At 71.8% G+C, this 26,478-nt stretch carries 23 protein-coding genes, 1 tRNA gene and 2 pseudogenes; 12 read left to right on the top strand and 14 right to left on the bottom strand.

Annotated features, from left to right (window positions below; all coding sequences use genetic code 11):
- Nucleotides 1-24 precede the first annotated feature (24 nt).
- Nucleotides 25-1,134: a potassium channel family protein gene (locus tag ACF1GV_RS13955; protein ID WP_391680126.1), complete on the bottom strand. Its 1,110-nt coding sequence runs from the start codon at nt 1,132-1,134 to the stop codon at nt 25-27.
- Between the two features lie 114 nt (nt 1,135-1,248).
- Between ACF1GV_RS13955 and ACF1GV_RS13950 the strand changes: the two are divergent.
- Nucleotides 1,249-1,914: pseudogene (locus ACF1GV_RS13950) on the top strand (potassium channel family protein); the annotation flags it as partial.
- 86 nt (nt 1,915-2,000) lie between these two features.
- Nucleotides 2,001-2,981 (top strand): NAD(P)H-quinone oxidoreductase, encoded by a 981-nt coding sequence (locus tag ACF1GV_RS13945; protein ID WP_391680125.1) that lies wholly within the window; start codon nt 2,001-2,003, stop codon nt 2,979-2,981.
- Nucleotides 2,982-3,009: 28 nt separating this feature from the next.
- Here ACF1GV_RS13945 and ACF1GV_RS13940 read toward each other — a convergent pair whose 3' ends face one another.
- Together ACF1GV_RS13940 and ACF1GV_RS13935 are read right to left on the bottom strand one after the other, a co-directional pair.
- Nucleotides 3,010-3,567: a hypothetical protein gene (locus ACF1GV_RS13940; RefSeq protein WP_391680123.1), complete on the bottom strand. Its 558-nt coding sequence runs from the start codon at nt 3,565-3,567 to the stop codon at nt 3,010-3,012.
- A 76-nt stretch (nt 3,568-3,643) separates the two neighbouring features.
- On the bottom strand, nt 3,644-4,363 hold the full coding sequence (locus ACF1GV_RS13935; RefSeq protein ID WP_391680122.1) for a hypothetical protein: 720 nt from the start codon (nt 4,361-4,363) through the stop codon (nt 3,644-3,646).
- 309 nt (nt 4,364-4,672) lie between these two features.
- Here ACF1GV_RS13935 and ACF1GV_RS13930 point away from each other — a divergent pair, with 309 nt between their 5' ends.
- Nucleotides 4,673-5,218, top strand: coding sequence for a bacterial proteasome activator family protein (locus ACF1GV_RS13930; protein WP_391680121.1), 546 nt, complete (start codon nt 4,673-4,675; stop codon nt 5,216-5,218).
- A gap of 133 nt (nt 5,219-5,351) precedes the next feature.
- Here the strand turns inward: ACF1GV_RS13930 and ACF1GV_RS13925 are convergent, their stop codons facing one another.
- Nucleotides 5,352-6,995 (bottom strand): protein kinase, encoded by a 1,644-nt coding sequence (locus ACF1GV_RS13925; RefSeq protein WP_391680120.1) that lies wholly within the window; start codon nt 6,993-6,995, stop codon nt 5,352-5,354.
- A 339-nt stretch (nt 6,996-7,334) separates the two neighbouring features.
- Here ACF1GV_RS13925 and ACF1GV_RS13920 point away from each other — a divergent pair, with 339 nt between their 5' ends.
- Nucleotides 7,335-9,011, top strand: a complete 1,677-nt coding sequence (locus tag ACF1GV_RS13920) for a protein kinase (RefSeq protein WP_391680118.1) — start codon at nt 7,335-7,337, stop codon at nt 9,009-9,011.
- Nucleotides 9,012-9,132: 121 nt separating this feature from the next.
- On the opposite strand, the gene ACF1GV_RS13915 is transcribed toward ACF1GV_RS13920, so the two are convergent.
- Nucleotides 9,133-10,176 (bottom strand): phosphotransferase, encoded by a 1,044-nt coding sequence (locus tag ACF1GV_RS13915; RefSeq protein ID WP_391680116.1) that lies wholly within the window; start codon nt 10,174-10,176, stop codon nt 9,133-9,135.
- A gap of 621 nt (nt 10,177-10,797) precedes the next feature.
- Here ACF1GV_RS13915 and pdhA point away from each other — a divergent pair.
- From pdhA to ACF1GV_RS13900, 3 genes are read left to right on the top strand one after another with little or no spacing between them, the layout of a single operon-like run.
- Nucleotides 10,798-12,036, top strand: a complete 1,239-nt coding sequence (gene pdhA / locus ACF1GV_RS13910) for a pyruvate dehydrogenase (acetyl-transferring) E1 component subunit alpha (protein WP_391680115.1) — start codon at nt 10,798-10,800, stop codon at nt 12,034-12,036.
- A 1-nt stretch (nt 12,037) separates the two neighbouring features.
- Nucleotides 12,038-13,018: an alpha-ketoacid dehydrogenase subunit beta gene (locus ACF1GV_RS13905; RefSeq protein ID WP_363265257.1), complete on the top strand. Its 981-nt coding sequence runs from the start codon at nt 12,038-12,040 to the stop codon at nt 13,016-13,018.
- Nucleotides 13,019-13,028: 10 nt separating this feature from the next.
- The gene (locus tag ACF1GV_RS13900) at nt 13,029-14,462 is read left to right on the top strand and encodes a dihydrolipoamide acetyltransferase family protein (protein WP_391680113.1); all 1,434 of its coding nucleotides are present in this window, start codon (nt 13,029-13,031) and stop codon (nt 14,460-14,462) included.
- A gap of 96 nt (nt 14,463-14,558) precedes the next feature.
- Here the strand turns inward: ACF1GV_RS13900 and ACF1GV_RS13895 are convergent, their stop codons facing one another.
- The 5 genes from ACF1GV_RS13895 to ACF1GV_RS13875 form a co-directional block, all read right to left on the bottom strand.
- A complete protein-coding gene (locus ACF1GV_RS13895) occupies nt 14,559-16,907 on the bottom strand; it encodes a hypothetical protein (protein ID WP_391680112.1) in 2,349 nt (782 codons plus the stop codon).
- 2 nt (nt 16,908-16,909) lie between these two features.
- Nucleotides 16,910-16,981: transfer RNA gene (locus tag ACF1GV_RS13890), tRNA-Pro, on the bottom strand.
- Between the two features lie 86 nt (nt 16,982-17,067).
- Nucleotides 17,068-18,060: a DUF1648 domain-containing protein gene (locus ACF1GV_RS13885; RefSeq protein WP_391680111.1), complete on the bottom strand. Its 993-nt coding sequence runs from the start codon at nt 18,058-18,060 to the stop codon at nt 17,068-17,070.
- Nucleotides 18,057-18,404 carry a GntR family transcriptional regulator gene (locus ACF1GV_RS13880; protein ID WP_363265254.1) on the bottom strand — a complete coding sequence of 116 codons (348 nt, stop codon included), beginning with the start codon at nt 18,402-18,404 and terminating at the stop codon, nt 18,057-18,059. The genes ACF1GV_RS13885 and ACF1GV_RS13880 overlap by 4 nt, the downstream gene beginning before the upstream one ends.
- A gap of 100 nt (nt 18,405-18,504) precedes the next feature.
- Nucleotides 18,505-19,413, bottom strand: coding sequence for a D-alanyl-D-alanine carboxypeptidase family protein (locus tag ACF1GV_RS13875; RefSeq protein ID WP_391680110.1), 909 nt, complete (start codon nt 19,411-19,413; stop codon nt 18,505-18,507).
- 224 nt (nt 19,414-19,637) lie between these two features.
- Here ACF1GV_RS13875 and ACF1GV_RS13870 point away from each other — a divergent pair, with 224 nt between their 5' ends.
- Together ACF1GV_RS13870 and ACF1GV_RS13865 are read left to right on the top strand one after the other, a co-directional pair.
- Nucleotides 19,638-20,300: a GntR family transcriptional regulator gene (locus tag ACF1GV_RS13870; RefSeq protein WP_391680109.1), complete on the top strand. Its 663-nt coding sequence runs from the start codon at nt 19,638-19,640 to the stop codon at nt 20,298-20,300.
- On the top strand, nt 20,297-21,604 hold the full coding sequence (locus tag ACF1GV_RS13865) for a nitrate/nitrite transporter (protein WP_391680108.1): 1,308 nt from the start codon (nt 20,297-20,299) through the stop codon (nt 21,602-21,604). The genes ACF1GV_RS13870 and ACF1GV_RS13865 overlap by 4 nt, the downstream gene beginning before the upstream one ends.
- Before the next feature lie 101 nt (nt 21,605-21,705).
- Here the strand turns inward: ACF1GV_RS13865 and ACF1GV_RS13860 are convergent, their stop codons facing one another.
- Entirely contained in the window at nt 21,706-22,530 is an 825-nt protein-coding gene (locus ACF1GV_RS13860) for a maleylpyruvate isomerase family mycothiol-dependent enzyme (protein WP_391680107.1), read from the bottom strand.
- A 194-nt stretch (nt 22,531-22,724) separates the two neighbouring features.
- Here ACF1GV_RS13860 and ACF1GV_RS13855 point away from each other — a divergent pair, with 194 nt between their 5' ends.
- Nucleotides 22,725-23,522 (top strand): carbon-nitrogen family hydrolase, encoded by a 798-nt coding sequence (locus tag ACF1GV_RS13855; protein WP_391680105.1) that lies wholly within the window; start codon nt 22,725-22,727, stop codon nt 23,520-23,522.
- 13 nt (nt 23,523-23,535) lie between these two features.
- On the opposite strand, the gene ACF1GV_RS13850 is transcribed toward ACF1GV_RS13855, so the two are convergent.
- Nucleotides 23,536-24,030: an LURP-one-related/scramblase family protein gene (locus ACF1GV_RS13850; protein ID WP_391680104.1), complete on the bottom strand. Its 495-nt coding sequence runs from the start codon at nt 24,028-24,030 to the stop codon at nt 23,536-23,538.
- Nucleotides 24,027-25,010 carry a GlxA family transcriptional regulator gene (locus ACF1GV_RS13845; RefSeq protein ID WP_391680103.1) on the bottom strand — a complete coding sequence of 328 codons (984 nt, stop codon included), beginning with the start codon at nt 25,008-25,010 and terminating at the stop codon, nt 24,027-24,029. The genes ACF1GV_RS13850 and ACF1GV_RS13845 overlap by 4 nt, the downstream gene beginning before the upstream one ends.
- Before the next feature lie 52 nt (nt 25,011-25,062).
- Here ACF1GV_RS13845 and ACF1GV_RS13840 point away from each other — a divergent pair, with 52 nt between their 5' ends.
- Nucleotides 25,063-25,467, top strand: a complete 405-nt coding sequence (locus tag ACF1GV_RS13840; protein WP_391680101.1) for a cupin domain-containing protein — start codon at nt 25,063-25,065, stop codon at nt 25,465-25,467.
- A 171-nt stretch (nt 25,468-25,638) separates the two neighbouring features.
- A pseudogene (locus ACF1GV_RS13835) lies at nt 25,639-26,142 on the top strand (alkyl hydroperoxide reductase); the annotation flags it as partial.
- Between the two features lie 19 nt (nt 26,143-26,161).
- On the opposite strand, the gene ACF1GV_RS13830 reads toward ACF1GV_RS13835, so the two are convergent.
- A complete protein-coding gene (locus ACF1GV_RS13830) occupies nt 26,162-26,416 on the bottom strand; it encodes a DUF6458 family protein (protein WP_363265244.1) in 255 nt (84 codons plus the stop codon).
- Nucleotides 26,417-26,478: the final 62 nt, after the last annotated feature.

Raw genomic sequence — 26,478 nt, 5'->3', positions numbered from 1 at the left:
ACGTGCGGGCGGTGGTGTGAAGTCTCAACGCTCCTCCCGCACCGGCACCGCCCGGCTGACGGTGATCACCCGGTCGCCGACGTGCAGCTCGGTCAGCCGGGGGTCGGTGTAGTCCAGCAGCTGCTTGCCGCGGACGACCGCCACCACCAGGTCGGCACAGGCGCGCGGCGCCTTTCCTACCTCCTCCGCGGTCACCGCACGCTCGACGAGGTCCAGCCCGCTGCCCAGGGTCATCAGGTCCTCCAGGGTCCGGGCCACGGACGGGCTCACCATGGACACCCCGAGCAGCCGCCCGGCCGAACTTGACGTGGTGATCACCGTGTCGGCGCCCGACTGTTTGAGCAGCGGCGCGTTCTCGTCCTCCCGTACGGCGGCGACGATGGTGGCGCGCCGGTTGAGCTGGCGGGCGGTGAGCGTGACGAGGGTGGCGGTGTCGTCGCGCTGCGGGGCGACGATGACCCGGCCCGCCCGCTGCACCTCGGCCTTGAGCAGCGTCTCGGAGCGGGTGGCATCACCGATGACGGAGACCAGCCCGTCGTCGGAGGCGGTGTTCGCCATCTTGCGCTGGGCGTCCACGACGACGATCCGGTCCTTGGGGATGCCCTGCCCGACGAGCGTCTGCACGGCATGGCGGCCCTTGGTGCCGTATCCGATGACCACTACATGGTCCTCGGTGCGGGCGCGCCAGCGGTGGATGCGGACCTGCTGACGGGTGCGCTCGGTGAGGACCTCCAGGGTGGTGCCGACCAGGATGATCAGGAACAGCACGCGCAGGGGCGTGATGACCAGGATGTTCACGAGCCGGGCGGTATCGCCGATCGGGGTGATGTCGCCGTACCCGGTCGTGGAGAGGGTGACGGTGGCGTAGTAGGCCGCGTCCAGCAGGTCGACGGAGTCGTCCGCGCTGTCGCGGTAGCCGTCGTGATCGACGTAGACGATCAGCGTGGTGAGGACGAGGACCAGCAGGGCCATGGCGAGGCGGCGCAGGACCTGCTGCAGCGGGGGCGTGACGGTCTGGGTCGGCATGGTGATGGTCCGGCCGGCCTCGGCGTCGTCACGGGCCTCGGTACGTGTGCGGTACCAGACGGACCGCAGCAGCGAGGACGCCCGCGTCGGTCGGTGCTCGGCCTTCATCGTGTGCCCCCTGACATGGGTGTGCCCCCTGCCTCGTTGATCCGTTCGGACGGCACCATGGTTGCGGACGGGACCGTGCCCGTCAGGATCCAACACGAGCCGGGAGGGCCCATCGTGCGCGACCACACCGTTGTCGTCGGGTTCGGCACCAAGGGGCGGTCCGCGATCCGGACCGTGTGCGCGACGGGGCTGAAGAAGGAACGGGTCGTCGTGGTCGACCCGTCGGCGAGCGTGGTCGACGCCGCGACCGCCGAGGGCTACACGGGCGTGGTCGGCGACGGCACCCGTAGTGATGTGCTGCGCCGGGCGGAGGTGCAGCGGGCGGGGCGGATCGTCATCGCGACCCAGCGCGACGACACGGCTGTCCTGGTGGCGCTGACGGCCCGGCAGCTCAACGCGGAGGCGGTGATCGTGGCCGCGGTGCGCGAGGAGGAGAACGCGCCGCTGCTGAGGCAGTCGGGCGCCGACGAGGTCATCACCAGCGCGGGAGCGGCGGGCCGGCTGCTGGGGCTGTCCGTCCTCAGCCCCGCGGCGGGGCTGGTCATGGAGGACCTCATCCAGCAGGGCAGTGGACTCGACCTGGTGGAGCGGCCGGTCACCAGGGCGGAGGCGGGCCGCAGCCCGCGCGAGACGGCCGACCTGGTGGTGAGCGTCGTCCGCGGGCACCGGGTGCTCGGCTACGACGATCCGGCGGTCGGCGCACTCCAGTTGACGGACCGGGTCATCACCATCGTGCGCGCCCCGGAGCCGCAGAAGGGCCCCGGCCCGGCCCGCGCCTGAGGCTCACCCGCACACGGGAGGGCCCAGGTGCGCCCCGCGGCACCATCGCCCGCATGCGGGAAGGGTGCAGGGGTAGCGTCGCCCTCATGCATGCGATCACGATTCCCGAACCTGGTGGTCCCGAGGCGCTGGTGTGGGACGAGGTCCCCGACCCGGTGCCCGGCGAGGGCGAGGTCCTGGTCGAGGTGGTGGCCAGTGCCGTCAACCGGGCCGACATCCTGCAGCGGCAGGGCTTCTACGAACCGCCGCCGGGCGCTTCCTCGTACCCCGGCCTGGAGTGCTCCGGGCGCATCGCCGCCCTCGGCCCCGGCGTGTCCGGCTGGAGCGTCGGCGACGAGGTGTGCGCGCTGCTGTCGGGCGGTGGCTACGCCCAGAAGGTCGCCGTGCCGGCCGGGCAGCTGCTGCCGGTGCCGCAGGGCGTGGACCTCCGGCAGGCCGCCGCGCTGCCCGAGGTCGTCTGCACGGTCTGGTCGAACGTCTTCATGGTCGCCCATCTGCGCCCCGGCGAGACGCTGCTGGTGCACGGCGGCTCCAGCGGCATCGGCACGATGGCGATCCAGCTCGCCAAGGCGGCCGGCGCGAAGGTCGCGGTGACGGCGGGTACGAAGGAGAAGCTGGAGTACTGCGCCGGGCTGGGCGCGGACATCCTCATCAACTACCGCGAGCAGGACTTCGTGGAGGAGGTCCGGGAGGCCACCGACGGGGCCGGCGTGGACGTCATCCTCGACAACATGGGCGCCAAGTACCTCGACCGCAACGTCCGCGCGCTCGCCGTCAACGGCCGGCTCGCGATCATCGGTATGCAGGGCGGCGTCAAGGCCGAGCTGAACATCGGCGCCCTGCTGAGCAAGCGCGGCGCGATCAGCGCGACCTCGCTCCGGGCCCGGCCGCTGGACGAGAAGGCGGCCATCGTCGCGGCCGTACGCGAGCACGTGTGGCCGCTGGTGGACGCCGGGCATGTGCGTCCCGTCGTCGACCGGGAACTGCCGATGAGCGACGCGGCCGCCGCCCACCGGGTCGTGGAGGACAGCGGGCACATCGGCAAGGTGCTGCTGATCGCGCCCTGAGGGAGATCCGGGTGGCTCTGAGGCAGTTCTAGGTCCGCTTCCCGTCGCCGGGTCCGTCCGCGGGCTCGGCGTCAGGACCCTGGGCGCGGACGCGCTCGACGTGTTCCAGGGAGTCGCGCAGCTCGGACAGCCAGTCGTCGGTGTGCCGCCGCACCAGCCGTACGCACCAGGCGAGCGCGTCGCTGCGGCTGCGTGCCACGCCGCCGGCGACCAGGGTGTCGAGCACCTGCCGCTCCGGCTGTCGCAGCCGGGTCATCACCGGGGCGGCGACCTGGGTGAACATCACCCGCTCACCGCCGCACTCGACGCCCCACGAGACCTTCTTGCCGAAGCGGTGCTCGGCCTCGCGCGCCACGTCGATCCGCTCCTCGCGGGTCCGTTGCCGGAACTCCTGCACCCGGCCCTGCACCGCAGACTCCCGCTCCACGGCCGAGGCGGCGTCGGGCAGCCGGGGCTGCGGAATCTCACCGATGACGGTGATCTCCTCGCGATCCACCGTCACCTCCACCAGCCTGACGAAGAGATCGTCCGGCAGCCGGCCGGCGAACCAGCCGCGCAACCGCTCACGCTGATCCGGTGTAATCATGTAATTCACATTACTCGCGTACGCCGCGACGGCAAGGGGCGGAACCGAAGGATCAGCGGCTCCCCGTCCGAGGGGTCTAACGGCTCCCTGTCCGGTACAGCCGGGGTTCGCGGCGCAGCCGCAGTGCGAGCAGGCCGAGTGCCAGCCCCAGCCCGATGAGGACCAGGCCGCTGCCGAGCGGCAGGATCCGCAGCACCGGGTCGACGGGGCTCTCCGCCCGCACCGACTGCCGCGTGGGCACCGATGCGGACGCCGACGGCATGAGCCCGGCCTCCTGCTCCTGCGGTACGTACATGTCGTCGCCGTTGTCGATGCCCTGACCGGCGTCCTCGTTCTCCGTCGCCCCCTCGTCCCGTGCGCTCTCCCGCAGCGGGTCGTGGGCGCGCCCCGGACGCTCCCGACCCTCACCGGCCCGGCTCCCGGCCCGTCGGGTCTCGCCGGCGGAGGCCGAGGGGTCCGTGGACGCGGACGGGCCGGGCCGAGCGGAGAAGGGGACAGCAGAGGAGTGCGCGGGCCGCTCCGGGGGTGCGGAGGAATGCGGGCGCGCAGGGGAGTGGGAGTGGTGGGAGGGGCGCGAGGAGGCCTGCGGGGAGGCGGAGCCGTGGGCGTCGTCGTCCGAGGAGCCGGACGACGAGGTGGCAGACGCGGCGCCGGAGCCGTCCGAGCCGTCGGTATCGTCGATCTCCGCGGAGTCCTCGGAGTCGCCGGAGGCCGGGGAGGGATCCACCTCGCGCGACGGCTCACGCGCGGTCCGGCCGACGAGCGGCACCGGGGTCGCGAAGGATGGCCCGACCACGGAGAACACACCGGCGGACGCAGGCACGGCCGCGCAGGCCGGTGCGGCCGTCCCGCCCCCAAGTGCGCAGGCGGTGACCCCCGCGAGCACCGTGCACACCCTTGTCGCGCGTGTCGCGCGTGTCGCGCGCCGCCATGGAGTCACGTCGGTGACCCCCTCCCGGGAACAGGCCGCCAAGATCGATGGAACAAGCCTGGCACGGGCGGACAGACCCGGCATTCCGGATTGCCCCGTCGGGCGGAAAGGGTGGATCAACCTCCGCCGGGGGCACCACCGTGGTGAGGTACAAGGGTGCGAGAGAATGACGGTATGGAGATGCCGAGGAACGATAGGTCGCCGGAGAACGCCCAGAAGATCCTGGTCGTGGGCCAGGACGGCATGGCGCTCGGCGGTGTCGACTCAGACGGCGAGTCCCGCGAGACTCCGGTGACGGAGCAGGTCGAGCAGCCGGCGAAGGTCATGCGTATCGGAAGCATGATCAAGCAGCTGCTCGAAGAGGTGCGCGTGGCTCCGCTGGACGAGGCGAGCCGGGCCCGGCTGAAGGAGATCCACGCCAGCTCGGTGAAGGAGCTGGAGGACGGTCTGGCGCCTGAGCTCGTGGAGGAGCTGGAGCGGCTCTCCCTGCCCTTCGACGACGACGCGACCCCCACGGATGCGGAACTGCGCATCGCGCAGGCGCAGTTGGTCGGCTGGCTGGAGGGACTCTTCCACGGGATCCAGACGACCCTGTTCGCCCAGCAGATGGCGGCGCGGGCCCAGCTGGAGCAGATGCGCCGGGCTCTCCCGCCGGGCGCGCTCCTCGACGGCCAGGACGACGTACGCGCAGCCGGCCGCACGGGCGGCCCGTACCTGTAAGCGCCCGTCACGCAAGTCAAGGCAGTAACACCCGCCGACGCGACGAAAAACGCAGCCACGCCCGCCGATGTGACGAAGGGGGCCCGGCGATCACCGCCGGGCCCCCTTTCGTGTGTTCGCGCGCTCCGCGCCGTTACGACGCCGGGTTGCCCGTGGAGACGTTCAGCTGGATCTCGACGTCCTTCGGGTCGATGTCCGTGCCGGGCGCAGGGAACTGCAGCATGACCGCGCCGTCACCGTAGGTGTTCTCGTCGACCTTCTTGATGTCGAGCTTCCAGCCGGCGGCCTGCGCGCAGGCCCGCACCGAGTCGATGTTCTTGTACCGGAAGTCGGGGAGCTGGATCTTGGTCTCGTCGTTCCACGACTTCTGCGGTTCCGTGCACTCGTCCTTCTTGACCGTGCGCGTGAGGTCCGGGCCGCGGTAGCCGGCCGCCTTGGACGCTGATGCCGTGGGGCCGGTGGTGTCGCCGCCCTTGCCCTGGTCGTCGCTGCTGCCGTTGTTCGCCAGCAGGGCGACGAGGAGGCCGCCGACGGCGAGCAGGGCGACGACGACGGAGCCGATGATCACCGGCTTGTTGCTCTTGCCGCCTGAGCTCGCCGGGGCCGACGGCTGCGGCGTGATGTTGTACGGCGGCGGGGTGGAGGCGGCCGGCGGCTGCGTGCCGTACGGCGTCGGGTAGCCGCCCTGCTGCGGGTAGCCGTACGCCGGGGCCGGCGTGGACGGCGGCGGGGTGGTGCCGTACGGGTTCGGGACCGGCGTCGGGGTCGGGTGGTACGGCGTCTGGACGTTGCCGTGCGGGGCCGGGGCGCCCTGGTCGAGCGGCGGGAACACCGCGGAGCCGACGCCCGCGCCGCTCGGCGCATGGGTGCCGGGGACGATGCTCGGCGGGGCCGGCCGGCAGGAAGCGGCCACCCGCAGGCACTCGTCGCGCATGGACTCGGCCGTCGGGAACCGCTCGTTCGGGTTCTTCTTCAGCGCGCGCGTGATCAGTGCGTCCACGGCCGGCGGCAGCGCACGGTTGATCGAGGAGGCCAGCGGCGGCTCCTCCTGCACGTGCGCGTACGCGATCGCGAGCGGCGAATCCGCGTCGAACGGCAGCCGCCCGGTGACCAGCTGGAACAGCATGATGCCGACCGAGTACAGGTCACTGCGCGCGTCCACGCCGCGGCCGAGGGCCTGCTCGGGCGACAGGTACTGCGGGGTGCCGACGACCATGCCGGTCTGCGTCATCGAGGTGACGCCGGACTGCATCGCCCGCGCGATGCCGAAGTCCATCACCTTGACCACGCCGCGCTTGGTCATCATCACGTTGCCGGGCTTGATGTCGCGGTGGACCAGCCCCATCTCGTGGCTGATCTCCAGTGCCGCGAGCACATCCGCGGTGATCTTCAGCGCCTTGTCGGCGGGCATCGCGCCGTGCTGCCGGATGTCGTCGGCGAGCACCGAGCCGAGCGGGCGGCCCTCGACGTACTCCATGACGATGTACGGCATCGTGGCGCCGCCGAGATCGTCCTCGCCGGTGTCGAAGACCGAGACGATGTTGGTGTGCGTGAGCTTCGCCACGGCCTGGGCCTCACGGCGGAAGCGCTCACGGAAGGCCTGTTCGCGGCCCAGCTCGGTGTGCAGCGTCTTGATCGCGACCTGGCGGTCGAGCACGGCGTCGTAGGCCAGGTGCACCGAGGCCATGCCGCCCTCGCCGAGCAGATCGCGCAGCTGGTACCGGCCGTTCGCGAGTGCTTGCCCCGCATAGCGACCTTGTGCGCCGTCCTGGCTCATCTCGCGTCCCCCACAGCCCTTTCGGCGCCGACGTTCTCGGATGTTCGTTGATCCACTGTGCTATTCCCGGCCAAGTCTGCCCGAGGGCACTGACACGTCAAGCTCGGTGCCCGTTCCGTGACCGTACGCGAAAGAAGCGTCGCGGAAGCGTTACAGGCGCCGTAGGGCCGGTACACACAATTTGCACGAGCGGACGGATGCGGGGTTTGATGGCCGGTCCGTCTCGTACCGGTCAGCACGCCCATCCGGGACCGGCGCCTTGCGCCGAGGCTGTAGCGTGGCCGACGGAGACCGTAACAACACCGCGCGCACCGCGGGCAGAAACGACGGCGAGGACTGATGGCACAGCAGCAGCGCGCTCAGGGCCCGTCCGACCCCGAGGCGACTGGCGGCGGTATGTCAGATGCGCCGGAGAACTGGGGCAACGGCGGGCTTGTCGGCGACGGCCGGTACCGGCTGACGCACCGGCTCGGCCGGGGCGGTATGGCCGAGGTGTTCGCGGCCGAGGACGTACGGCTCGGGCGTACCGTCGCGGTCAAGCTGCTGCGCGCCGACCTGGCCGAGGACCCGGTGTCCAAGGCCCGCTTCACACGTGAGGCGCAGTCGGTGGCCGGCCTCAACCACCACGCCATCGTCGCCGTGTACGACTCCGGCGAGGACGCCGTCGGCGGCCAGAGCGTGCCGTACATCGTCATGGAGCTGGTCGAGGGCCGTACGATCCGCGACCTGCTGCTCAACGCCGAGGCGCCGGGCCCCGAGCAGGCGCTCATCATCGTCTCCGGGGTGCTGGAGGCGCTGGCCTACTCGCATCAGCACGGCATCGTGCACCGCGACATCAAGCCGGCCAACGTCATCATCACTGACAACGGTGCCGTGAAGGTGATGGACTTCGGCATCGCCCGCGCCCTGCACGGCGCGTCGACGACGATGACGCAGACCGGCATGGTGATGGGCACCCCGCAGTACCTGTCGCCGGAGCAGGCACTCGGCAAGGCGGTCGACCACCGCTCCGACCTGTACGCGGTGGGCTGCCTGCTGTACGAACTGCTGTCGCTGCGGCCGCCGTTCACCGGCGAGACCCCGCTGTCGGTGGTCTACCAGCACGTGCAGGACATTCCCACGCCGCCGTCCGAGGCCTCCGAGGGCTGCCCGCCGGAGCTGGACGGCCTGGTGATGCGGTCGCTGGCCAAGGAGCCCGACGACCGCTTCCAGACGGCCGAGGAGATGCGCGGGCTGGTCCAGTACGCGCTGCAGATGCTGTACGACCAGGGCGGCCACACCGGCACCTGGAACACCGGCCCGGTGGCCGCGCACGACGGCCGGCACACACCGGCGGGCGGTTTCGCGCACACGACCGTGATGGCGCACCCCGGCAACCACGGACCCGGTACCGCGCAGATCCCGCAGCCGATCCTGCCCAACGGGTACGGCAACGGCGACGAGGGCGGCTTCGAGGGGCACGGCAACAAGGGCAGTGGCCGCGGCAAGCTGTGGGTCCTGGCCGTGCTCGCGGTGATCGCGATCGCGGCGGGGGTGGCGCTGGCCGTCAAGGGCACCGGCACCAAGGGCGGCAAGCCGGAGACCACCCCGTCGCCGAGCATCTCCCAATCCCAGTCGCAGCAGAGCCCCAGCCCGTCGCCGAGCGACGAGACGACCGACGACGGCTCGGGCGGGACGAGCGACGACAACACCGGGTCGGGCTCCGGCACGTGGAACCGGCCGTCGTACACCCCGTCGTACACGCCGTCGCAGCAGAACTCCAACCCGCCCTCGGACGAGCCGACGGACCCGGGCACCCAGTCCTCGAACCCGACGGACGGCGGCACGACCAACGGCGGCACCACCGACGGCGGGACGACGGACGGCGGCACCACGGACGGCGGGAGCACCACGGACGGCGGGACGACGAACAACGGCGGCACCACCGACGGCGGCACGACGACCGGCAGCGGCACCACGACCGGCAGCGGCACCACGACCGGTGTCACCGCCGGGGCCGGCGGCACCACCCCCTGACGCCACGGCTGCTCTTCTTCCACTCTTCCACGCGCGCGTGATGCCCCCTCAAGGCGCCACGCGCGCGCTGTTTCCGCCGGGTGCCGCGCACGCGTGGTCACTTGGGACGAAGACGCGTCGCTCACTGCGTGAACGCGTCGCTGACGGCCTCGTAGCGCCGCGTCCACCACACGACGAGCGCGGACGCCGCCGGGAACTGCGGATCCGCGCGGGTGTCGTCGCGCTCGTAGTGCCAGCGCAGCATCCAGAAGTCGTTCAGCCGCTCCCACCACACCCGGTGCACGGCCGCCGCCAGCTCGCAGGACGTGGCCCCGGCGGCGCGCCGGTAGGCGCGTGCGTAGGCGCGCACCTTGGGCAGATCGAGGGTGCCCCCCGGCTGGACGAAGAAGATCACGGCGGCGCGTACGGCCTCCTCGGCACGCGGCTGTACGCCCAGACGGTCCCAGTCGACGATCGCGGCGGGCGCCTCGTCGCGGTAGAGCAGGTTGAACGGGTGGAAGTCGCCGTGCACCCAGCCCACCGGCCCGCCGCACGGAGGGCGCCGGCCGGCGTGCCGTCGCAGCAGCTCGCGGCGCTCCAGCAGGCGGTGGCGGGCCAGCTCGTCGAAGGAGTCGGCGGGGCGGTGGCGGCCCACGCGCGCGAGGAGTTCGTCGATGAGCGTGAAGGTGGCCGCCGGGTCGGCGCTCTCCACGGGATGGGGGCTCGCGGAGGGCCGGGTGCGCCCCTTGGGTGGCATCACGCGCTCCAGGCAGGCGTGCACGGCGCCCAGGAGGGCGCCCAGGCGCGCGGACTCACTCCTGGTGAGCTGGCCGCCGTGGCGGTGGCGGCCGTCGATCCAGGGGTGCAGGGCGTAGGCATGGCCGCCGATCACGGCGACCGTACGGCCGTCGCGGCCGGTCAGCGGCGGGACCACCGGGACGCCGAGCCCGGCCAGGCGCTGGGTGGCGCGGTGCCGGCGCTCGATCGCGGCCGGATCGGCGGTGTCGGGGTCGGAGTGGTGCTTGAGGAAGTAGCGCCCGCGGGTGGTGCACAGGTGGTAGCCGCGGTTCAGCAGGCCCTGGGCGACCGGCTCGCAGGAGAGCACGGAACCGGCGGCATAACGGCTCAACAAGGCGCGTAACGGGGGCGCCTGAGGCGCGGGGGGTGGTACACACGGGCGCGGCACGCCCCGATGCTAGGGCAGGAACCGAGCCTGTGAGCTGGGCGTTGTCACAGACAGTCATTTCCGGTCGCAGGGTGTACCGGAAATGGTCCAGTGGAGTGAGGGGGGCGGAGCCGAAAGGTGCCGCGCGCATCCAAAAGGGCGTATGGCATCACCGGTCCGGAATAAATTCCGTATAAACCGCCCGGGGTGAGGAGGTGCCGGCCTCCGTCAGAGGCGAATACGGCGATTCGTTCGGCTCCACGCGCCGGGGCGCCGTCACCCGCAAGCTCTTCCCGAGCCAGGGGTGACCGGGATAACGTGCCCCCTGTTCCGGCCCCCTGCACGGCCGTGACCAGCGGCATCCCCGAAAGACCGGCGAAGTACTCGGACCTCCTATCAAAAGTACTTGGAAATCCGAGTAAAAACGCAGGTCAGAAGGGGTTTCACAGAAATGTGGAGCACTGGGTAACGTGATTGTTGCAGGGCGCTCGCCGGGGCACCTGTCACGCCTGTTCCCGGCCGAGTGGCACCCACCCCGTGCCCGGTGGTCGGATCAGGTGAGCCTCCCCCAAGCTCTCGACGAGCAGGGGGGACCCCCAGGCCAACCGGCAACCCCGGGGCCGGACCGACGGAGGAGCACACGTGACCGTGGAGAGCACTGCCCCGCGCAAGCCGCGACGCAGCGCCGCAAGCAAGGCCGGGACCGACGGCAGCACGGCGACCGCAACCAGCGGTGGCAAGACGGCCGGAAACACCGGTACCAAGCGCGCCACCCGCACCACCCGCGCCGCGAAGAGCACCGAGCCGGAGCTCGTACAGCTGCTGACGCCCGAGGGCAAGCGGGTCAAGAACGCCGAGTACGACGCCTACGTCGCCGGCATCACCCCCGAGGAGCTGCGCGGCCTCTACCGCGACATGGTGCTCACCCGCCGCTTCGACGCCGAGGCCACCTCCCTGCAGCGCCAGGGTGAGCTGGGCCTGTGGGCCTCGCTGCTCGGCCAGGAGGCCGCCCAGATCGGCTCCGGCCGCGCCACCCGCGAGGACGACTACGTCTTCCCGACCTACCGCGAGCACGGCGTCGCCTGGTGCCGCGGCGTCGACCCGACCAACCTGCTCGGCATGTTCCGGGGTGTGAACAACGGCGGGTGGGACCCCAACGGCAACAACTTCCACCTCTACACGATCGTCATCGGCTCCCAGGCGCTGCACGCCACCGGCTACGCCATGGGCATCGCCAAGGACGGCGCCGACAGCGCGGTCATCGCCTACTTCGGCGACGGCGCCTCCAGCCAGGGCGACGTGAACGAGGCGTTCAACTTCGCCGCCGTCTACAACGCGCCGGTCGTGTTCTTCTGCCAGAACAACCAGTGGGCGATCTCCGAGTCCAACGAGAAGCAGACCCGCGTGCCCCTCTACCAGCGCGCCCAGGGTTTCGGCTTCCCGGGTGTGCGCGTCGACGGCAACGACGTGCTGGCCTCCCTCGCCGTGACCCGGTGGGCGCTGGAGCGCGCCCGGCGCGGTGAGGGCCCGGCACTGATCGAGGCGTGGACCTACCGCATGGGCGCCCACACCACCTCCGACGACCCCTCGCGCTACCGCGGTGACGAGGAGCGCCTCGCCTGGGAGGCCAAGGACCCGATCCTGCGCCTTCGCCGCTACCTGGAGGCCTCAAACCACGCGGACGAGGGATTCTTCGCGGAACTCGAGGCCGAGAGCGAAGCGTTGGGCAAACGAGTGCGCGAAGCGGTCCGCGCCATGCAGGACCCGGACCACTTCGCCATCTTCGAGAACGTGTACGCGGACGGGCACGCGCTCGTCGACGAGGAGCGCGCCCAGTTCGCCGCCTACCAGGCGTCGTTCACGGACGCAGAGGGGGTCTGACATGGCAGCGGAGAAGATGGCCCTGGCCAAGGCGATCAACGAGTCGCTGCGCCGCGCCCTGGAAACCGACCCCAAGGTCCTCATCATGGGTGAGGACGTCGGCAAGCTCGGCGGTGTCTTCCGGGTGACGGACGGCCTGCAGAAGGACTTCGGTGACGACCGCGTCATCGACACCCCGCTCGCCGAGTCCGGCATCGTCGGCACGGCCATCGGCCTGGCCCTGCGCGGCTACCGCCCGGTCGTGGAGATCCAGTTCGACGGATTCGTCTTCCCGGCCTACGACCAGATCGTCACCCAGCTGGCGAAGATGCACGCCCGCTCGCTGGGCAAGGTCAAGATGCCGGTCGTCATCCGCATCCCCTACGGCGGTGGCATCGGCGCGGTCGAGCACCACTCCGAGTCCCCCGAGGCGCTCTTCGCGCACGTGGCGGGCCTGAAGGTGGTCTCCCCGTCCAACGCCTCCGACGCGTACTGGATGATGCAGCAGGCCATCCAGAGCGACGATCCGGTGATCTTCTTCGAGCCGAAGCGGCGCTACTGGGACAAGGGCGAGGTCAACACCGAGGCGATCCCCGGCCCCCTGCACAAGGCCCAGGTGGTCCGCCCGGGCACCGACCTGACCCTCGCCGCGTACGGCCCGATGGTGAAGCTCTGCCAGGAGGTCGCGGACGCGGCCGCCGAGGAGGGCCGCAACCTGGAGGTCCTGGACCTGCGCTCGGTCTCCCCGCTGGACTTCGACACCATCCAGGCCTCGGTGGAGAAGACCCGTCGCCTGATCGTCGTCCATGAGGCACCGGTGTTCTTCGGCTCCGGCGCGGAGATCGCCGCCCGGATCACGGAGCGCTGCTTCTACCACCTGGAGGCGCCCGTGCTGCGCGTGGGCGGTTACCACGCCCCGTACCCGCCGGCCCGCCTGGAGGAGGAGTATCTGCCGGACCTGGACCGGGTGCTCGACGCCGTCGACCGTGCCCTGGCGTACTGAGGAGAGGGTCGTGACGACGATGACTGAAGGGTCCGTACGCGAGTTCAAGATGCCCGACGTGGGCGAGGGACTCACCGAGGCCGAGATCCTCAAGTGGTACGTCCAGCCGGGCGACACGGTCACCGACGGCCAGGTGGTGTGCGAGGTCGAGACCGCCAAGGCGGCCGTCGAACTGCCCATCCCCTACGACGGCGTGGTCCGCGAGCTGCGCTTCCCCGAGGGCACCACGGTCGACGTGGGCACGGCGATCATCGCCGTCGACGTGTCCGGCGGGGCACCGGCCGAGGAGGCACCGCAGCCGGAGGCCGAGAAGGCCGAGGCCCCGAAGGGCGAGGCTGTGAAGGCCGAGGAACCGAAGGAAGCCGCGTCCGTCGGCTCGGGCCGCCAGCCGGTCCTGGTCGGCTACGGCGTGGCGACCTCGTCCACCAAGCGCCGCCCGCGCAAGGCACCGGCCACCGCGCAGGAGCCCGCCGCGGCGGCGGTCCAGGCGGAGCTGAACGGCCACGGCCCCGCGGAGGTCATGGACCGGCCGCGCCCGCTGGCCAAGCCGCCGGTGCGCAAGCTGGCCAAGGACCTCGGCGTCGACCTCGCGACGGTCACCCCGTCCGGCCCGGACGGCGTCATCACTCGCGAGGACGTCCACGCGGCGGCGGCCCCGCAGCAGGTCACGGAACCGGCCACGGAGCCGGCGCCCCAGCCGAGGACGGTCGCCCCGGCGGCGGCCCCGGCGTCGTACGACACCGCCCGCGAGACCCGCATCCCCATCAAGGGCGTCCGCAAGGCGACGGCCGCGGCGATGGTCGGCTCCGCGTTCACCGCGCCGCACGTCACGGAGTTCGTGACGATCGACGTGACCCGCACGATGAAGCTGGTCGAGGAGCTGAAGCAGGACAAGGAGTTCGCCGGCCGCCGCGTGAACCCCCTGCTGCTGATCGCCAAGGCGCTGCTGATCGCCATCCGCCGCAACCCGGACATCAACGCGTCCTGGGACGAGGCGGCCCAGGAGATCGTGGTCAAGCACTACGTCAATCTCGGCATCGCCGCGGCCACTCCGCGCGGCCTGATCGTCCCCAACATCAAGGACGCCCACGCCAAGACGCTGCCGGAGCTGTCCGACGCGCTGTCCGACCTGGTGTCGACGGCCCGCGAGGGCAAGACGTCCCCGGCGGCGATGCAGGGCGGCACGGTGACGATCACGAACGTCGGCGTCTTCGGCGTCGACACCGGCACGCCGATCCTCAACCCCGGTGAGTCGGCGATCCTCGCGGTCGGCGCGATCAAGCTCCAGCCGTGGGTCCACAAGGGCAAGGTCAAGCCGCGCCAGGTCACCACGCTGGCGCTGAGCTTCGACCACCGCCTGGTGGACGGCGAGTTGGGCTCCAAGGTCCTGGCCGACGTGGCGGCGATCCTGGAACAGCCGAAGCGGTTGATCACCTGGGCGTGACCGTCGGACCTCCCGAGACAGTGACTCTCAGCCACTGTCTCGGGACAGTCCCGCTGCTGCTCGCACCTGCGAGCATGCTGAGGCCGCAACCACCGCTCACGGTCTCGCCCCTTCCCAACGCGGTACACCAGGGCCCGTCGGTTCCGGGTCCGCGCGCAGCCAGTGGTCACCGGTGGTCCACCCCAGCAGTCGCCGGCCTTCGCCTTCGTCCGCCGACCCGCCCCGCACCACCTGCCGCAGGCCCGTGAGGGCGGGGGCGAGGCGTGCGGCGACGTGCCAGGGCTGCCGCGCGAGCTCCTCCGTCAGACGGTCCACGGTCCGCCGCTGGTCGTCCGGCGCGCACAGTGTCACGAAGAACACCATCTGCCGCCAGCCGTAGGCGACGTCCTTGATGGTGCCGAGCGGACGCGGGTTGCGGTGCACGCGCCCGGTCAGCCGGCACACCGCCGCGAAACAGGACAGGGCCAGCTCGTCCCAGCCCGCGCCGGGCTCGATCCCGACCCGGTCGACGAGCGTCGCCAGGTTGTGCGTGGTGAGGATCTGTGCCTGCTCGATCACCGTGCCGTTCGCGGCGACCGAGGAGCCGAACGCGCCTGTGCCCGGTGCGAACTCGGCGGCCCGCTGCCGGCACAGTGTGGCGAACCCGGGGGACGTACGCGCCCCGCCCGACCGGCGGACGGCCTCGCCCGCTTCGACGACCGCCAGATTGCGCACCGCCCGGTAGTCGATGGCGTAGTAACGCTCGTACAGCGAGCCGCCGCCGAGGAGTTCGGCCGCCGCGCGCGCGGCGGTCAGGAACTTCGGGGTGAACGTGCCCATGAAGATGTCCGCGGCGAGTTCCTCCACGAAGGGCGCACTCAGCTCCGCCTGCCGGGCCAGTACGGACAGCTCGCGGACCAGCGGGTTCGGCAGGATGGTGCCGGGGAACGCCCGCACCGCGAGCCCACCCAGCTGCCGCAGCGTGGCGGCCGCCACCTCGTCCGCCCCGTCGCCGACACGGTGTGCGGCCACGGCCCGCACCCACGGCAGCTCTTCCACGCGTACCTGCCGCTGGAGGTTGAGCAGCAGCAGGGAGCGGCGGTTGCGGAATGCGCGGTAGTTGGCGGCGGCGAGCGACCGCAGCGCGGGATCACGGTGTGCCGCTGCGGTGGTGGCGGCGACGAGCTGGGGGACCAGTTCGGCCAGAACCTCCGCCGAGGGCACGACACCGCGCTCCACGAGCGTGCCGACGGGCGCGCTGAGCGCCGCCTCGACCGGTCGGCGCACGGCGTCCGGCACGGCCGTGCCCACGGGCACACCGGCCTCGTCGGACTCCTCGGCGCTCACCGGTGCGACGAGCGGCTCCACCTCGCCCGCCCCGCCGTCCTGCGGCAGGCCGGACAGCCGCCCCAGCACGACCCGGGCCAGCGCGTGGTGCGAGGGAAGCGAGGCCTGGGCCGCCTGCTCGCGGCGGAGCGCCGTGTGCTCGGCGGAGCCGGGGACCCCGCGCCGCCGCACCATGGAGGCGACGGCGTGCCGCAGCAGCCCGAGCCGTCGCGGCGGGAGTTCCCGCCCGGCCACGGTCTGCTCCAGCGCACCGCGCAGGATGCCCAGGTTCTCGCCGGGCTTGAGGTGCTTGGTGCAGTACGTGTGGCGCCGGGCCAGGTCGCAGTAGCGGCGCAGCAGCTCGGCGGAGCGGAGGTGCCAGGGGTCGCCGGGGCCGGGGAGGCAGATGTATCCCTCCTCGTTCGTCACCTCCAGCCAGTGCAGGAGCAGTTCGTCACCGAAGGGCTGCCAGACGGCCAGCGCCTCGCGCTGCGTCTCGACGGCCGTGCTGGGGCGCCGGCGTGCGAGGGTCTGGGCGGCCTCGCCGACAGTGGAGCGGTGGACCGCGTCCGGCCCGGGCGCGGGCCGGTCGGACGGTCGCGGGCTGAACCGCAGCCGGTCCGCGAACGGCACCAGCTCCTCGACCAGGTCCAGTGCGGCGTCGAGCTCTCCGGCCCGGACCAGCCAGGCCACGGTGAGCAGAGCGGCCTCCTCGGGGACGGCCACCTCGTAACGACCGCTGTCGAGCAGGCCGCCCAGGTGAGCGAGCCCGTCATCGGTCAGGAAATAGCGGAACAACTCCCGGCGCACCTCGGGCACACCGGCGCGACGCGCCGCGGTGATCTCGAAGTCGAGCAGCGGACCGCCCGCACTGGGCATGCCGGTCGCGAAGCCACCACGGACGACCTCGGGTGTGACCCACGCGGGCAGCCCGGCCACGGGCGTACGGGAACCGATCGTCAGCAGGCCGCTCGCCATCCCGTCCAGCACGGCACGCCACTTGCGTCCGCGTTCCTCGCCGCGCCGGCGGGTCTGCCGGTCAGGGTGGGTGGCGGCCGTACGGAGTGCGGCGGCCAGTCGGCCGGCCGCGTATCCGGGGTTCACCTGCGTGAGGTGCTGCTGCTCAGCGTCGTCGTTCATAGCCGACGTGGCGGGTTCCGCCCCCGCGCCCTCCGGGTCCCGAGCCCGGTGCTCTGCTGCTGAGCTACACGTCGATGCCCCGACGGTAGGCAGCGCACGACCGGTCCCACAAACGGATTTCGTGCCGGACCACCGCCTCATGCCTCCGCCTGGGCCGCCTTCACGGACGCTGCCGCGCGCGCAGCGCGTTGAGCAGTGCCGCCCCCCGTTCCGCGTCGTCCACGCTCACCGCGAAGTCCGTACGGCGGCCCCGTGGCCGTATGACCAGACAGTCGCCGGCGCGGAGCATGACCGTGGTGCCGAGGCTGCTGAGGCGGTAGCCCCAGCCGCCGACCTGGGACGGCAGGCGCTGTTCGGCACGGGCCGACTCGATGGCGGCCGGGGCCCACCGGCGGGTGGGCCTTCCGAATGGGCCGAAGGCGACGTCCAGGCCGGCTTCCGAGACCTTCGCCTGGACCGACGAGCAGAGGGCCGTGGCGACGGAGACGACCGCGCCGCCCAGGAGCACGGGCCACAGCGCGGCCGGGGCGGCGAGGCCCAGGGCGAGGGCCACGGCGGTGGCGACGGTGAGCAGGCCGGTCAGCGCCGCCAGCAACTGGAGCCAGGGGTTGGAGACACGGGAGAACCAGACCACTTGTTCGTCGTCGGCCAGGGGCAGTTCCGGGCCCGGCGCCGGGGGCGCGGTCGCCGCGGAGCGGACGGTGAGCCTCCAGGTCACCACCCCGGTGAGGGCGGCGAGGGCCAGGGTCACGGCGATGCCGGCAGTCGGCTGACGGGCGTCGTGCCAGTGGGTCCGGTCCAGGTTCGCCAGGACGACGGAGATCTGCGCGCCGACGAGGATCGTCGCCGTCGGCGCCAGCGCCACCGGTACCCAGGTGCGGCGCGTCGGCCATGAGCGGCGCCATCGCAGGCCCACCGCGAGGACGACCAGCAGCCATATCGCCGCCGGGAACAGGGACGCCGCCCGGAACGGCATCGAGCCGTCGGGGGCCGCGCCCCCGCTCCAGTGGGTGGCCAACCGGTCGGGGAGCCGGTCCCGCAACAGCCACGGCACCACCACGATCAGCGCCGCGACGGCGGCCGTACAACCCACAACGGCCCAGCGTGCCGCCGTACGCCCCCCGTCGCGCCCCGCGTCCTCACCAGTCGTCACGACACCCCCCGGATCATCTCGATGACGTCGGTCCGGCTGTAGCCCAGTCGGGACGCCTCCGCGAGCAGTTCCCGCACCCGGATCTGGAGGCCCGAGCGGCGGGTGGCGCCCTCGGCGACGGTGATGCCCCGGCCACGGCGAAACTCCAGCAGCCCTTCGTCCCGTAGTTCGCGCAGGCCGCGCAGGACGGTGTTGACGTTGATGTCCAGGGCCGCGGCGAGGTCGCGGGCCGACGGCAGACGGTCGCCCGCGCGGCACTCGCCCTCGGCTACGGCCCGCCGGATCGCGCCCGCGACCTGCTCGTGCAGGGGGCGCGTGTCGTTCAGGTCCAGACGCAGCAGCATGGTGCCAATGACGCTAGCACCATCAGTGTGCCGCCGACAGGGCGACGGGCCCGTCGCTGGAGTGCGGCGGGCCCGTCGGGCAAAGCGAGGTGAGTGGGTGTCAGGCCTTGGAGAAGCCGTAGTTCAGGAGCTTCGTGGCGTCCGACGCGCGGGTGGAGGCGTTCGTGGAGGACAGGACCGTGCCGATGACGGTCTTGCCGCCCCGGGTCGCGGCGAAGACCAGGCAGTAGCCGGCCTCCTTGCCGGAGCCGGTCTTGACGCCGATGGTGCCGCTGTAGCTGCTCAGCAGCGTGTTGGTGTTGGTCCACGCGCCCATCGTGCGGGTGCTGCCCGTCTTGGTGATGGTCTTCGCGGTGTAGGACTTCGTCTTCACGATCGCGCGGAAGTTGGCGTTCTTCATCGCGCTGGCGGCGATCTTCGTCAGGTCGCGCGGCGTCGAGTAGTTGCCGCCGTTGCCGATGCCGTCGAAGGAGTCGAAGTGGGTGTTCTTCAGGCCGAGGTTCTTGACGTCGGCGTTCATCTTGCCGATGAAGGACTTCACGCGCGCGTCGCGTGTGGTGCCGGTGCCGAACTTGTCGGCCAGCGCGTAGGCGGCGTCGCAGCCGGAGGGCAGCATCAGCCCGTAGAGCAGCTGACGGACGGTGACCTTGTCGCCGACGATCAGATGGGCCTGCGAGGCGTTCTTGGAGACGACATAGTCGCTGTACGCCTTCTGGATGGTGACCTTGGCGTCCAGGTTGAGGTTCCGCTGTGAGAGCACGACCTTCGCGGTCATGATCTTGGTGGTGGAGCCGGTGGAACGCCGGGTGTCCGCCGCCTTGTTGTACAGGTCCTTGCCGGTGCCGTTGTTCATCACGTAGCCGCCCTTGGCCACGATGGACGGCGTCGTGACGGCCTGCGCGGGGGCCGCGGTGAGGGCGCCGGTGGTGAGCAGGGCGCCGGCGGTGACGGTGACCGCGGCGGCACGGCGCAGCCGGTTGCCCTTGATGCCGGAAATGGCGGTAATCAACTGAGATACCCCGATTATTGGTGAATGCCCCTTAGGGAGCGGCCTGGTTGAGGGGAAAGCAGATGGGGCCGCACAGGTGTGACGCGTACCTGGTGCACATGGTTGTACGCATACCGGGGGCAGTTCGGTTCGTCACTCGGAAGAGGGACCGGGCGGCGGGGCGCCGCTGTCCGGATACTGGAACGGGCTGCTGATTGCGTACGTGATGTATCTATCCTGTGGGCATGCCAGCCGCCCCGTCCGCCCCTGTGAAGCAACCACCCGCCGCCGACCGCGTCTACGCCCACGTCAAGCAGGGCGTCCTGGACCGCCGCTACGAAGGCGGCATCCTCCTCACCGAGGGTGAACTCGCCGAGGCCGTCGGAGTCTCCCGCACGCCGGTGCGCGAGGCGCTGCTGCGGCTGGAGGTGGAGGGGCTGATCAGGCTCTACCCGAAGAAGGGGGCCCTCGTCCTGCCGGTCTCCGCCCAGGAGATCGCCGACGTCGTCGAGACGCGGCTGCTGGTCGAGGAGCACGCGGCCCGCAAGGCAGTGCCCGCCCCGCCGGGACTCATCGAGCGGCTCGAACAGCTGCTCGCGAAGCAGAAGGCACAGGCCGCCGCCGGTGATCTCGCCGCCGCCGCCGTCACCGACCGTTGCTTCCACGCCGAGATCGTACGCAGCGGCGGCAACGAGATCCTCTCGCGCCTGTACGACCAGTTGCGCGACCGGCAGCTGCGGATGGGCGTCGCCGTCATGCACTCCCACCCCGACCGGATCGCCAAGACCCTCGCCGAGCACGAGGAGATCCTCGCCGCGCTGCGCTCGGGGGACGCGGAGGGAGCCGTGGACATCGTCCACCGGCACGTGGGCTGGTTCTCCCACCTGGCCCGCGGGGAGGTCCGATGAGTGCCCCGTCCTCCTCCGCCACCCTGCCGGGCGACCCGCCGGGCGGACGGCGCGCGATCGCCGTCTGGTCCATCGGCGTCGCCGTCTACTTCGTCGCCGTCATCTTCCGTACGTCCCTGGGGGTGGCCGGCCTCGACGCCGTCGAGCGCTTCCACGTGGGCGCGTCCGCGCTGTCCACCTTCTCCATCCTCCAACTGCTCGTCTACGCCGGCATGCAGATACCCGTCGGCCTGCTCGTCGACCGGCTCGGCACCAAGAAGGTGCTGGGCCTCGGCGTGGTGCTGTTCACGATCGGACAGCTCGGCTTCGCCTTCCTGCCGTCGTACGGCATGGCGCTCGCCTCACGGGCCCTGCTGGGCTGCGGCGACGCGATGACCTTCATCAGCGTGCTGCGGCTCGGCGGGCGCTGGTTCCCCGCCCGGCGCGGGCCGCTCGTCGCCCAGCTCGCCGGGCTGGTGGGCATGGCCGGCAACCTCGTCTCCACGCTGGTGCTGGCGCGGCTGCTGCACGGCATCGGCTGGAGCGCCGCGTTCGGGGGCAGCGCGATCGCCGGTGTCGTCGTGTTCGCCCTGCTGCTGCTCTTCCTGAAGGACCACCCGGAGGGGTTCGAGCCGGAGCCGCCGACGCACCGGGGCGCGGCCTATGTGCGCCGGCAGATCGCCGCGTCCTGGCGGGAGCCGGGGACCCGGCTGGGACTGTGGGTGCACTTCACGACGCAGTTCCCGGCGATGGTGTTCCTGCTGCTGTGGGGGCTGCCGTTCCTCGTCGAGGACCAGGGGCTCAGCCGTGCCACGGCCGGCGAACTGCTCACCCTCGTCGTGCTGTCCAACATGGTCGTCGGCCTGGTCTACGGCCAGATCGTCGCCCGGCACCACGAGGCGCGGCTGCCGCTGGCGCTCGGCACCGTCGGGGCGACGGCGCTGCTGTGGGCGGCCACGCTCGCCTGCCCCGGCGCGCACGCCCCGATGTGGCTGCTGATCGTGCTGTGCGCGGTGCTCGGGGCGTGCGGACCGGCGTCGATGATCGGCTTCGACTTCGCGCGGCCCGCGAATCCTCCGGAGCGGCAGGGGACGGCGTCCGGGATCACGAACATGGGCGGGTTCGTCGCCTCCATGACGACGCTGCTCGCGGTGGGCGTGCTGCTGGACGCCACCGGAGACGACTACACCGTGGCGTTCTCGGCCGTGTTCGTGCTCCAGGCGCTGGGTGTCTCGCAGATCCTGCGGCTGCGCAGGCGCGCGGCGCGCAGGGAGCGGGAGCGGCTGGTGGCCAGCCGGGTGGAGACGGTGCACGTACCGGCGTGACGGGGTGTGTGGGCCCGCGTCGAGGGGCCCCGGCGTCGACGAGGTGACCGCCGTGGGGGCGCTGCCCGGCACGGGCGGGGCGCCCCGGCGTGCCCCACGTCCTACGGCGTCACCGGGAAGTGGCGCAGGATCGCCGCCGCCAGATCCAGGTCGCCCTCCGTCTTGATGCGGTCCGACGCCGACTCCGGGCTCACGCGGCCGCAGGCCAGGCGGACGTAGGTCTCCCAGTCGAGGGTGAGGGTGGCGGCGGGGCCGAGAGCGGGGGTGCTCTCCAGGGTGCCGCGGCCCTGGATGTCGACGCGGATCGTGCGCAGGAACTCGACCGGGCCGTGCACGTCGAAGACGACCGCCGAGCTGCGCGGAGCCCCGGCGCGCTCGGCGACGACCTGCGGCAGGGCGTCCAGCAGGACGTCACGGGCGACGTGCGCGCCCGGGGAGTCCAGGTTGCCGGGGCGGCCGAGGGCCGTGCGCAGGTCCTGTTCGTGCACCCACACGTCGAAGGCGTGCCGCCGCATCGACTCCTCCAGGGTGAGCTCGGCGCCGAGGGGGCCGCGCACCTTGGTGCCGGGGTCGCGGGAGTCGTTGCGCAGCTGGCGGTTGCGGCGGATGACCGTGTACTCCAGCTCGGACGTCATCTCCGGCGCCGTGTGGTGGCGGCGGACGTCGACCTGTATCTCCATGTAGCGCTGGTGGTCGTTGGTGACGTGGAACAGGTCGCGCGGCAGCGTGTGGATGGGGCGGGGGTCGCCGAGCATCTCGCAGTCCAGCCCGATGACGTGCGACACGATGTCGCGCACCGACCAGCCCGGGCACGGGGTACGACGGTTCCAGTCGGCGTCCGCCAGCGGCTGCACCAGCTCGGATATCGCCTCGATGGAGTGGGTCCAGGCATCGGCGTAGGGCTGGAGAGTGGGATGCAGACTCACGGAAACGGGACCCCTCGGCGGTCGTGTACACGGGCAGGTGGTGGCGGCGGTGCCAGTGGGAGGCGGCTGCACTCGGCGGTGTCTGGAATGGCTAAGTTACGCTGCTCCGAGGCACCCCGGCAGTGCTTTCTCGTGACGATCGTAGGCCGTGTGGCCACCCGCGTGGGCGGCCCGTTTGCCAGGACGGTGGTAGTGTGCGCGCCTCTTTGATCCAGATCGCCGTGAACGAGGGCGAATCGGTGGCGGACCGGCGGCTGCGGGCCGCCTCCCTGGTGCGTGAGCAGGCCGGCTCCGTGGACCTCGTCGTCCTGCCGGAGCTGTGGACGTGCGGGGCCTTCGCCTACGAGGAGTTCGGCACCGAGGCCGAGCCGCTCGAGGGACCGACCTTCGAGGCGATGGCCAAGGCCGCGAGCGACGTGGGTGTGTGGCTGCACGCCGGGTCCATCCCCGAGCGAGGCCCTGACGGTCACCTCTACAACACCTCCCTCGTCTTCTCCCCGTCCGGTGACCTCGCCGCCGCCTACCGCAAGATCCACCGCTTCGGCTTCGACAAGGGCGAGGCGGTGCTCATGGGCGCGGGGCATGAGCTGGTGACGGTGCGTCTGCCGTGGACCACGCTCGGCGTGGCGACCTGTTACGACCTCCGTTTCCCCGAACTCTTCCGCGGCCTCGTCGACGCCGGCGCCGAGACCCTGGTGATCCCGGCGGGCTGGCCGGAGCGCCGCCGGGCGCACTGGACGCTGCTGGCCCAGGCGCGGGCGGTGGAGAACCAGGCGTTCGTGCTCGCCTGTGGAACGGCCGGGACGCATGCGGGAGTTCCGCAGGCGGGTCACTCCATCGTGGTCGACCCGTGGGGTGAGGTCCTCGCCGAGGCGGGTGCCGGGGAGGAGGTCCTCCCGGTGGAGTTCGACCCGGCGAAGGTCGCCACGACCCGTGAGCAGTTCCCGGCGCTGAAGGACCGGGTGCTGGGCCTCGAGGCGCCCCGGCGCTGATCGCCGCCCCGGGTCAGTCCTCCTCCCGTTCCTTCTCCGCCAGGTGGATCACGCACACCGCGACCGCGATGAGCAGCGCCGGGTCCGCGTCGTCGCGGACGACGTCGAGGCCGTAGGTGTCGCGGACGGTGAGCCGGCGGCGGGAGATCACGGCCAGCAGTTCGCCGTCGTACTCGACGGCGAACTCCCGGTCCAGGATCTTGCCGCTGACGTCCAGCTCGGTGCCGTCGGCCAGGGTCACCCGGTAGTGGTTGCGCAGCAGTGAGAGCCGCCGGCGCTTGATCGTCGCCAGGGGTTCGCCGGCCCGCTCGATCACCATCGTGTCGCGCAGGGCGAACATCTTCTGGTGGATGTCGATCAGGACGCGTCCCTGGGTGTCCTTCAGCTCCCAGGTGTCCCGCAGGCGCATGGCCTTGCCGTCGACGAGGAAGACCTTGCTGCCGTGGTCGTCCTCGATCCAGTAGTCGTCGCCGATGCCGAGGAGCCGGTCGTACACGAGGAATCTCATGCGGTGAGCGCTTCCCCGGTGGCCCCCGAGAAACGCCGCCGGTAGGCCGACGGGCTGAGTCCGGTCTCGCGCCGCAGCCGCGCCCGCAGGTTGGCCGCGGTGCCCAGACCGCTGCGCGCCGCGACGACGTCCAGCCGCTCCTCACCCCGTTCGATGAGCCGTCGCGCGAGCGTCACCCGCTCCGCCGTCAGCCACGCCAGCGGTGTCGTGCCGAGCTGTGCGCGGAAGCGCCGGTGCAGCGTGGCCGGGCTGACACGCGCGCGTGCCGCGAGATCGGCGACCGTGAGCGGCTGGTCGAGACGTTCCTGCGCCCAGGCCAGGACCGGACCGAGGGACTCGTCCGGGACGGCCGCCACCGGGCGTTCCACGAACTGGCGCTGCCCGCCGTCGCGGTGGGCGGCGAAGACCAGGCGCCGGGCGACGTGGTTCGCGATCTCCGCGCCGTGATCGCGGCGGACGACGTGCAGGCCGAGATCGAGGGCCGACGCGCTGCCTGACGCGGTGAGGATGTCGCCGTCGTCCACGAACAGCACGTCCGGTTCGAGCCGCACCTCGGGGAACCGTGCGCGGAACGACTGCGCCCACATCCAGTGGCAGGCCGCGCGGCGGCCGTCGAGCAGTCCGGCCTCCGCGATCGTGAACGCGCCGGAGCAGAAGCCGATGAGCCGGGCGCCCCGCGCGTGCGCCCGGCGCACCGCGTCCAGCATGCGCGGGGCGCGCGGGGTGTCGGTGTCTGGACGGTTCGGCACGATCAGCGTGTCCGCCTCCTCGGCGGCCTCCAGCCCCGCGACACCGGTGAGGGTGAAGAACCCCTCCCGCATCCGGGTCTCCGGCCCGGCCGCGCACAGCCGGAAGTCGTACAGCTCGCGGCCCAGTTCCGGGCGGCGCAGGCCGAAGACCTCGATGGCACAGCTCATCTCGAAGGGGTTGGAGTTCTCGTCGACGATCAGGACGACACGGTGCGAGGATCCTTGCGGCATGTGCGATTCCTAGCACTCGCGCATGCCACCGGGCCAGACGCAGGATGACGCCATGAGCAGCGAAACGAGCAGCGAACCGATCTCCCTGGCCACCGCCCTCGCCTCCTTCACCGAGCGGTGGAGCCCGCGGATCGTCACCACCGTCAACGACTACGACGTCCGAGTCGCGAAGGTGGAGGGTGAGCACGTCTGGCACGTCCACGACCACACCGACGAGTTCTTCCTGGTCCTCTCCGGCGAACTGCACATCGCCCTGCGCGAACTGTCCGGGGAACGCACGGTAATCCTCCCGCAGGGCTCCCTCTTCACGGTCCCGCGCGGCACGGAGCACAAGCCGTACGCCCCCGCCCCGACGGAGATCCTTCTCCTCGAACCCACCGGCACCCTCACCGTCGGCGACCGCCACGACGAGGTCCCGGCCCATGTGGACGCGACGACCGGCCACGCGCTGAGCTGACTGTCACACAGGCGGGTGGCACCCTCGATCCATGAGCCCCTCCGCATCCCGTCGCGCCCGAGTCCGCGCCCCCGGGCCGGCCGACGAGGGTGGCTGGCTGAACCCCGGTGGGCAGCGGTACCGCCTCGCCGACCTGCGCGGACGGATCGTCGTTCTCGACTTCTGGGACCACCCGTCGGCACCGGTCTGTTCGACTTCGGGCACCGCGACGGCGCCGCCGGCCAGGCGCTGTCGCAGCACCCGCTCGGGGTCACCGCCCTGCCCGACGGTTCGGTCTCCGTCTGCGACACCTACAACCACGCCCCGCGCCGCTACGACCCCGCGAGCGGTGAGGTCACGACGCCGGCAACGGATCTGCGCGAGCCCAGCGACGCCGTGCTCGTCGGCGACGACATCGTGGTCGTGGAGTCCGCGCGGCACCGGCTGGCCCGGCTGCGGCTGCCCGAGGGGGCGGTCCGGGTGGACGCCGTGGCCCACCGCACCCAGCGGCAGGCCACCGAGGTGGCGCCGGGCGCGCTCCGGCCGGACGTCGTCTTCCAGGCGCCGCCCGGTCAGAAGCTGGACACCGGATACGGCACCTCGACCCGTCTGCTGGTCTCCGCCACCCCGCCCGAACTGCTGCTTCAGGGCGAGGGCGCGGGCACCGACCTGTCCCGCACCCTCGCCCAGGTGCCGTAGAAGCCGCGGGGGCCGCTCAGACGCCGAAGCCGTCGCTGTAGCCGTCGCGGGTGTGGTGGTGCCGTTCCTCCTCGACGACCGTGGTCGTCGTCGGCGGGACCATGACACGTCGGCGACGCGCGATACTGCTGAAGGTCGAGACGCCGATCAGTCCGACGATCATCAGGATGATGCCGACCAGGTCGAGGTTGACCCCCTGCATGTCCCAGTCGGTCGCGAACGTGAGGATGGCTCCCACGGCGATGAGGATGATGCATCCGCCGAGGCCCATGAGTGTCGCCTCCCTGTCCGGTCCGGTCTCTCCGGTCCGGACAGTCGGGTACCCCGGTTGTC

Origin of the sequence: Streptomyces sp. NPDC014006 (genome assembly GCF_043088925.1) — a bacterium.
In the GTDB taxonomy this organism is placed as follows: Bacteria; Actinomycetota; Actinomycetes; order Streptomycetales; family Streptomycetaceae; genus Streptomyces.
Note: the sequence above shows the minus strand (reverse complement) of the source record. Positions and strands in the feature narration are given on the sequence as shown.

Excerpts from the sequence above, each read along its gene's own strand:
- ACF1GV_RS13880 (WP_363265254.1), bottom strand. The coding sequence starts at position 18,404 with ATGCTGCTGCGTCTGGACCTGAACGACACGCGCCCCCTGCACGAGCAG.
- ACF1GV_RS13955 (WP_391680126.1), bottom strand. The coding sequence starts at position 1,134 with ATGAAGGCCGAGCACCGACCGACGCGGGCGTCCTCGCTGCTGCGGTCC.
- ACF1GV_RS13845 (WP_391680103.1), bottom strand. The coding sequence starts at position 25,010 with ATGCCGCAAGGATCCTCGCACCGTGTCGTCCTGATCGTCGACGAGAAC.
- ACF1GV_RS13940 (WP_391680123.1), bottom strand. The coding sequence starts at position 3,567 with ATGATTACACCGGATCAGCGTGAGCGGTTGCGCGGCTGGTTCGCCGGC.
- ACF1GV_RS13895 (WP_391680112.1), bottom strand. The coding sequence starts at position 16,907 with ATGAACGACGACGCTGAGCAGCAGCACCTCACGCAGGTGAACCCCGGA.
- ACF1GV_RS13925 (WP_391680120.1), bottom strand. The coding sequence starts at position 6,995 with ATGAGCCAGGACGGCGCACAAGGTCGCTATGCGGGGCAAGCACTCGCG.
- ACF1GV_RS13905 (WP_363265257.1), top strand. The coding sequence starts at position 12,038 with ATGGCAGCGGAGAAGATGGCCCTGGCCAAGGCGATCAACGAGTCGCTG.
- ACF1GV_RS13830 (WP_363265244.1), bottom strand. The coding sequence starts at position 26,416 with ATGGGCCTCGGCGGATGCATCATCCTCATCGCCGTGGGAGCCATCCTC.
- ACF1GV_RS13920 (WP_391680118.1), top strand. The coding sequence starts at position 7,335 with ATGGCACAGCAGCAGCGCGCTCAGGGCCCGTCCGACCCCGAGGCGACT.
- ACF1GV_RS13840 (WP_391680101.1), top strand. The coding sequence starts at position 25,063 with ATGAGCAGCGAAACGAGCAGCGAACCGATCTCCCTGGCCACCGCCCTC.
- ACF1GV_RS13870 (WP_391680109.1), top strand. The coding sequence starts at position 19,638 with ATGCCAGCCGCCCCGTCCGCCCCTGTGAAGCAACCACCCGCCGCCGAC.
- ACF1GV_RS13945 (WP_391680125.1), top strand. The coding sequence starts at position 2,001 with ATGCATGCGATCACGATTCCCGAACCTGGTGGTCCCGAGGCGCTGGTG.
- ACF1GV_RS13865 (WP_391680108.1), top strand. The coding sequence starts at position 20,297 with ATGAGTGCCCCGTCCTCCTCCGCCACCCTGCCGGGCGACCCGCCGGGC.
- ACF1GV_RS13850 (WP_391680104.1), bottom strand. The coding sequence starts at position 24,030 with ATGAGATTCCTCGTGTACGACCGGCTCCTCGGCATCGGCGACGACTAC.
- ACF1GV_RS13930 (WP_391680121.1), top strand. The coding sequence starts at position 4,673 with ATGGAGATGCCGAGGAACGATAGGTCGCCGGAGAACGCCCAGAAGATC.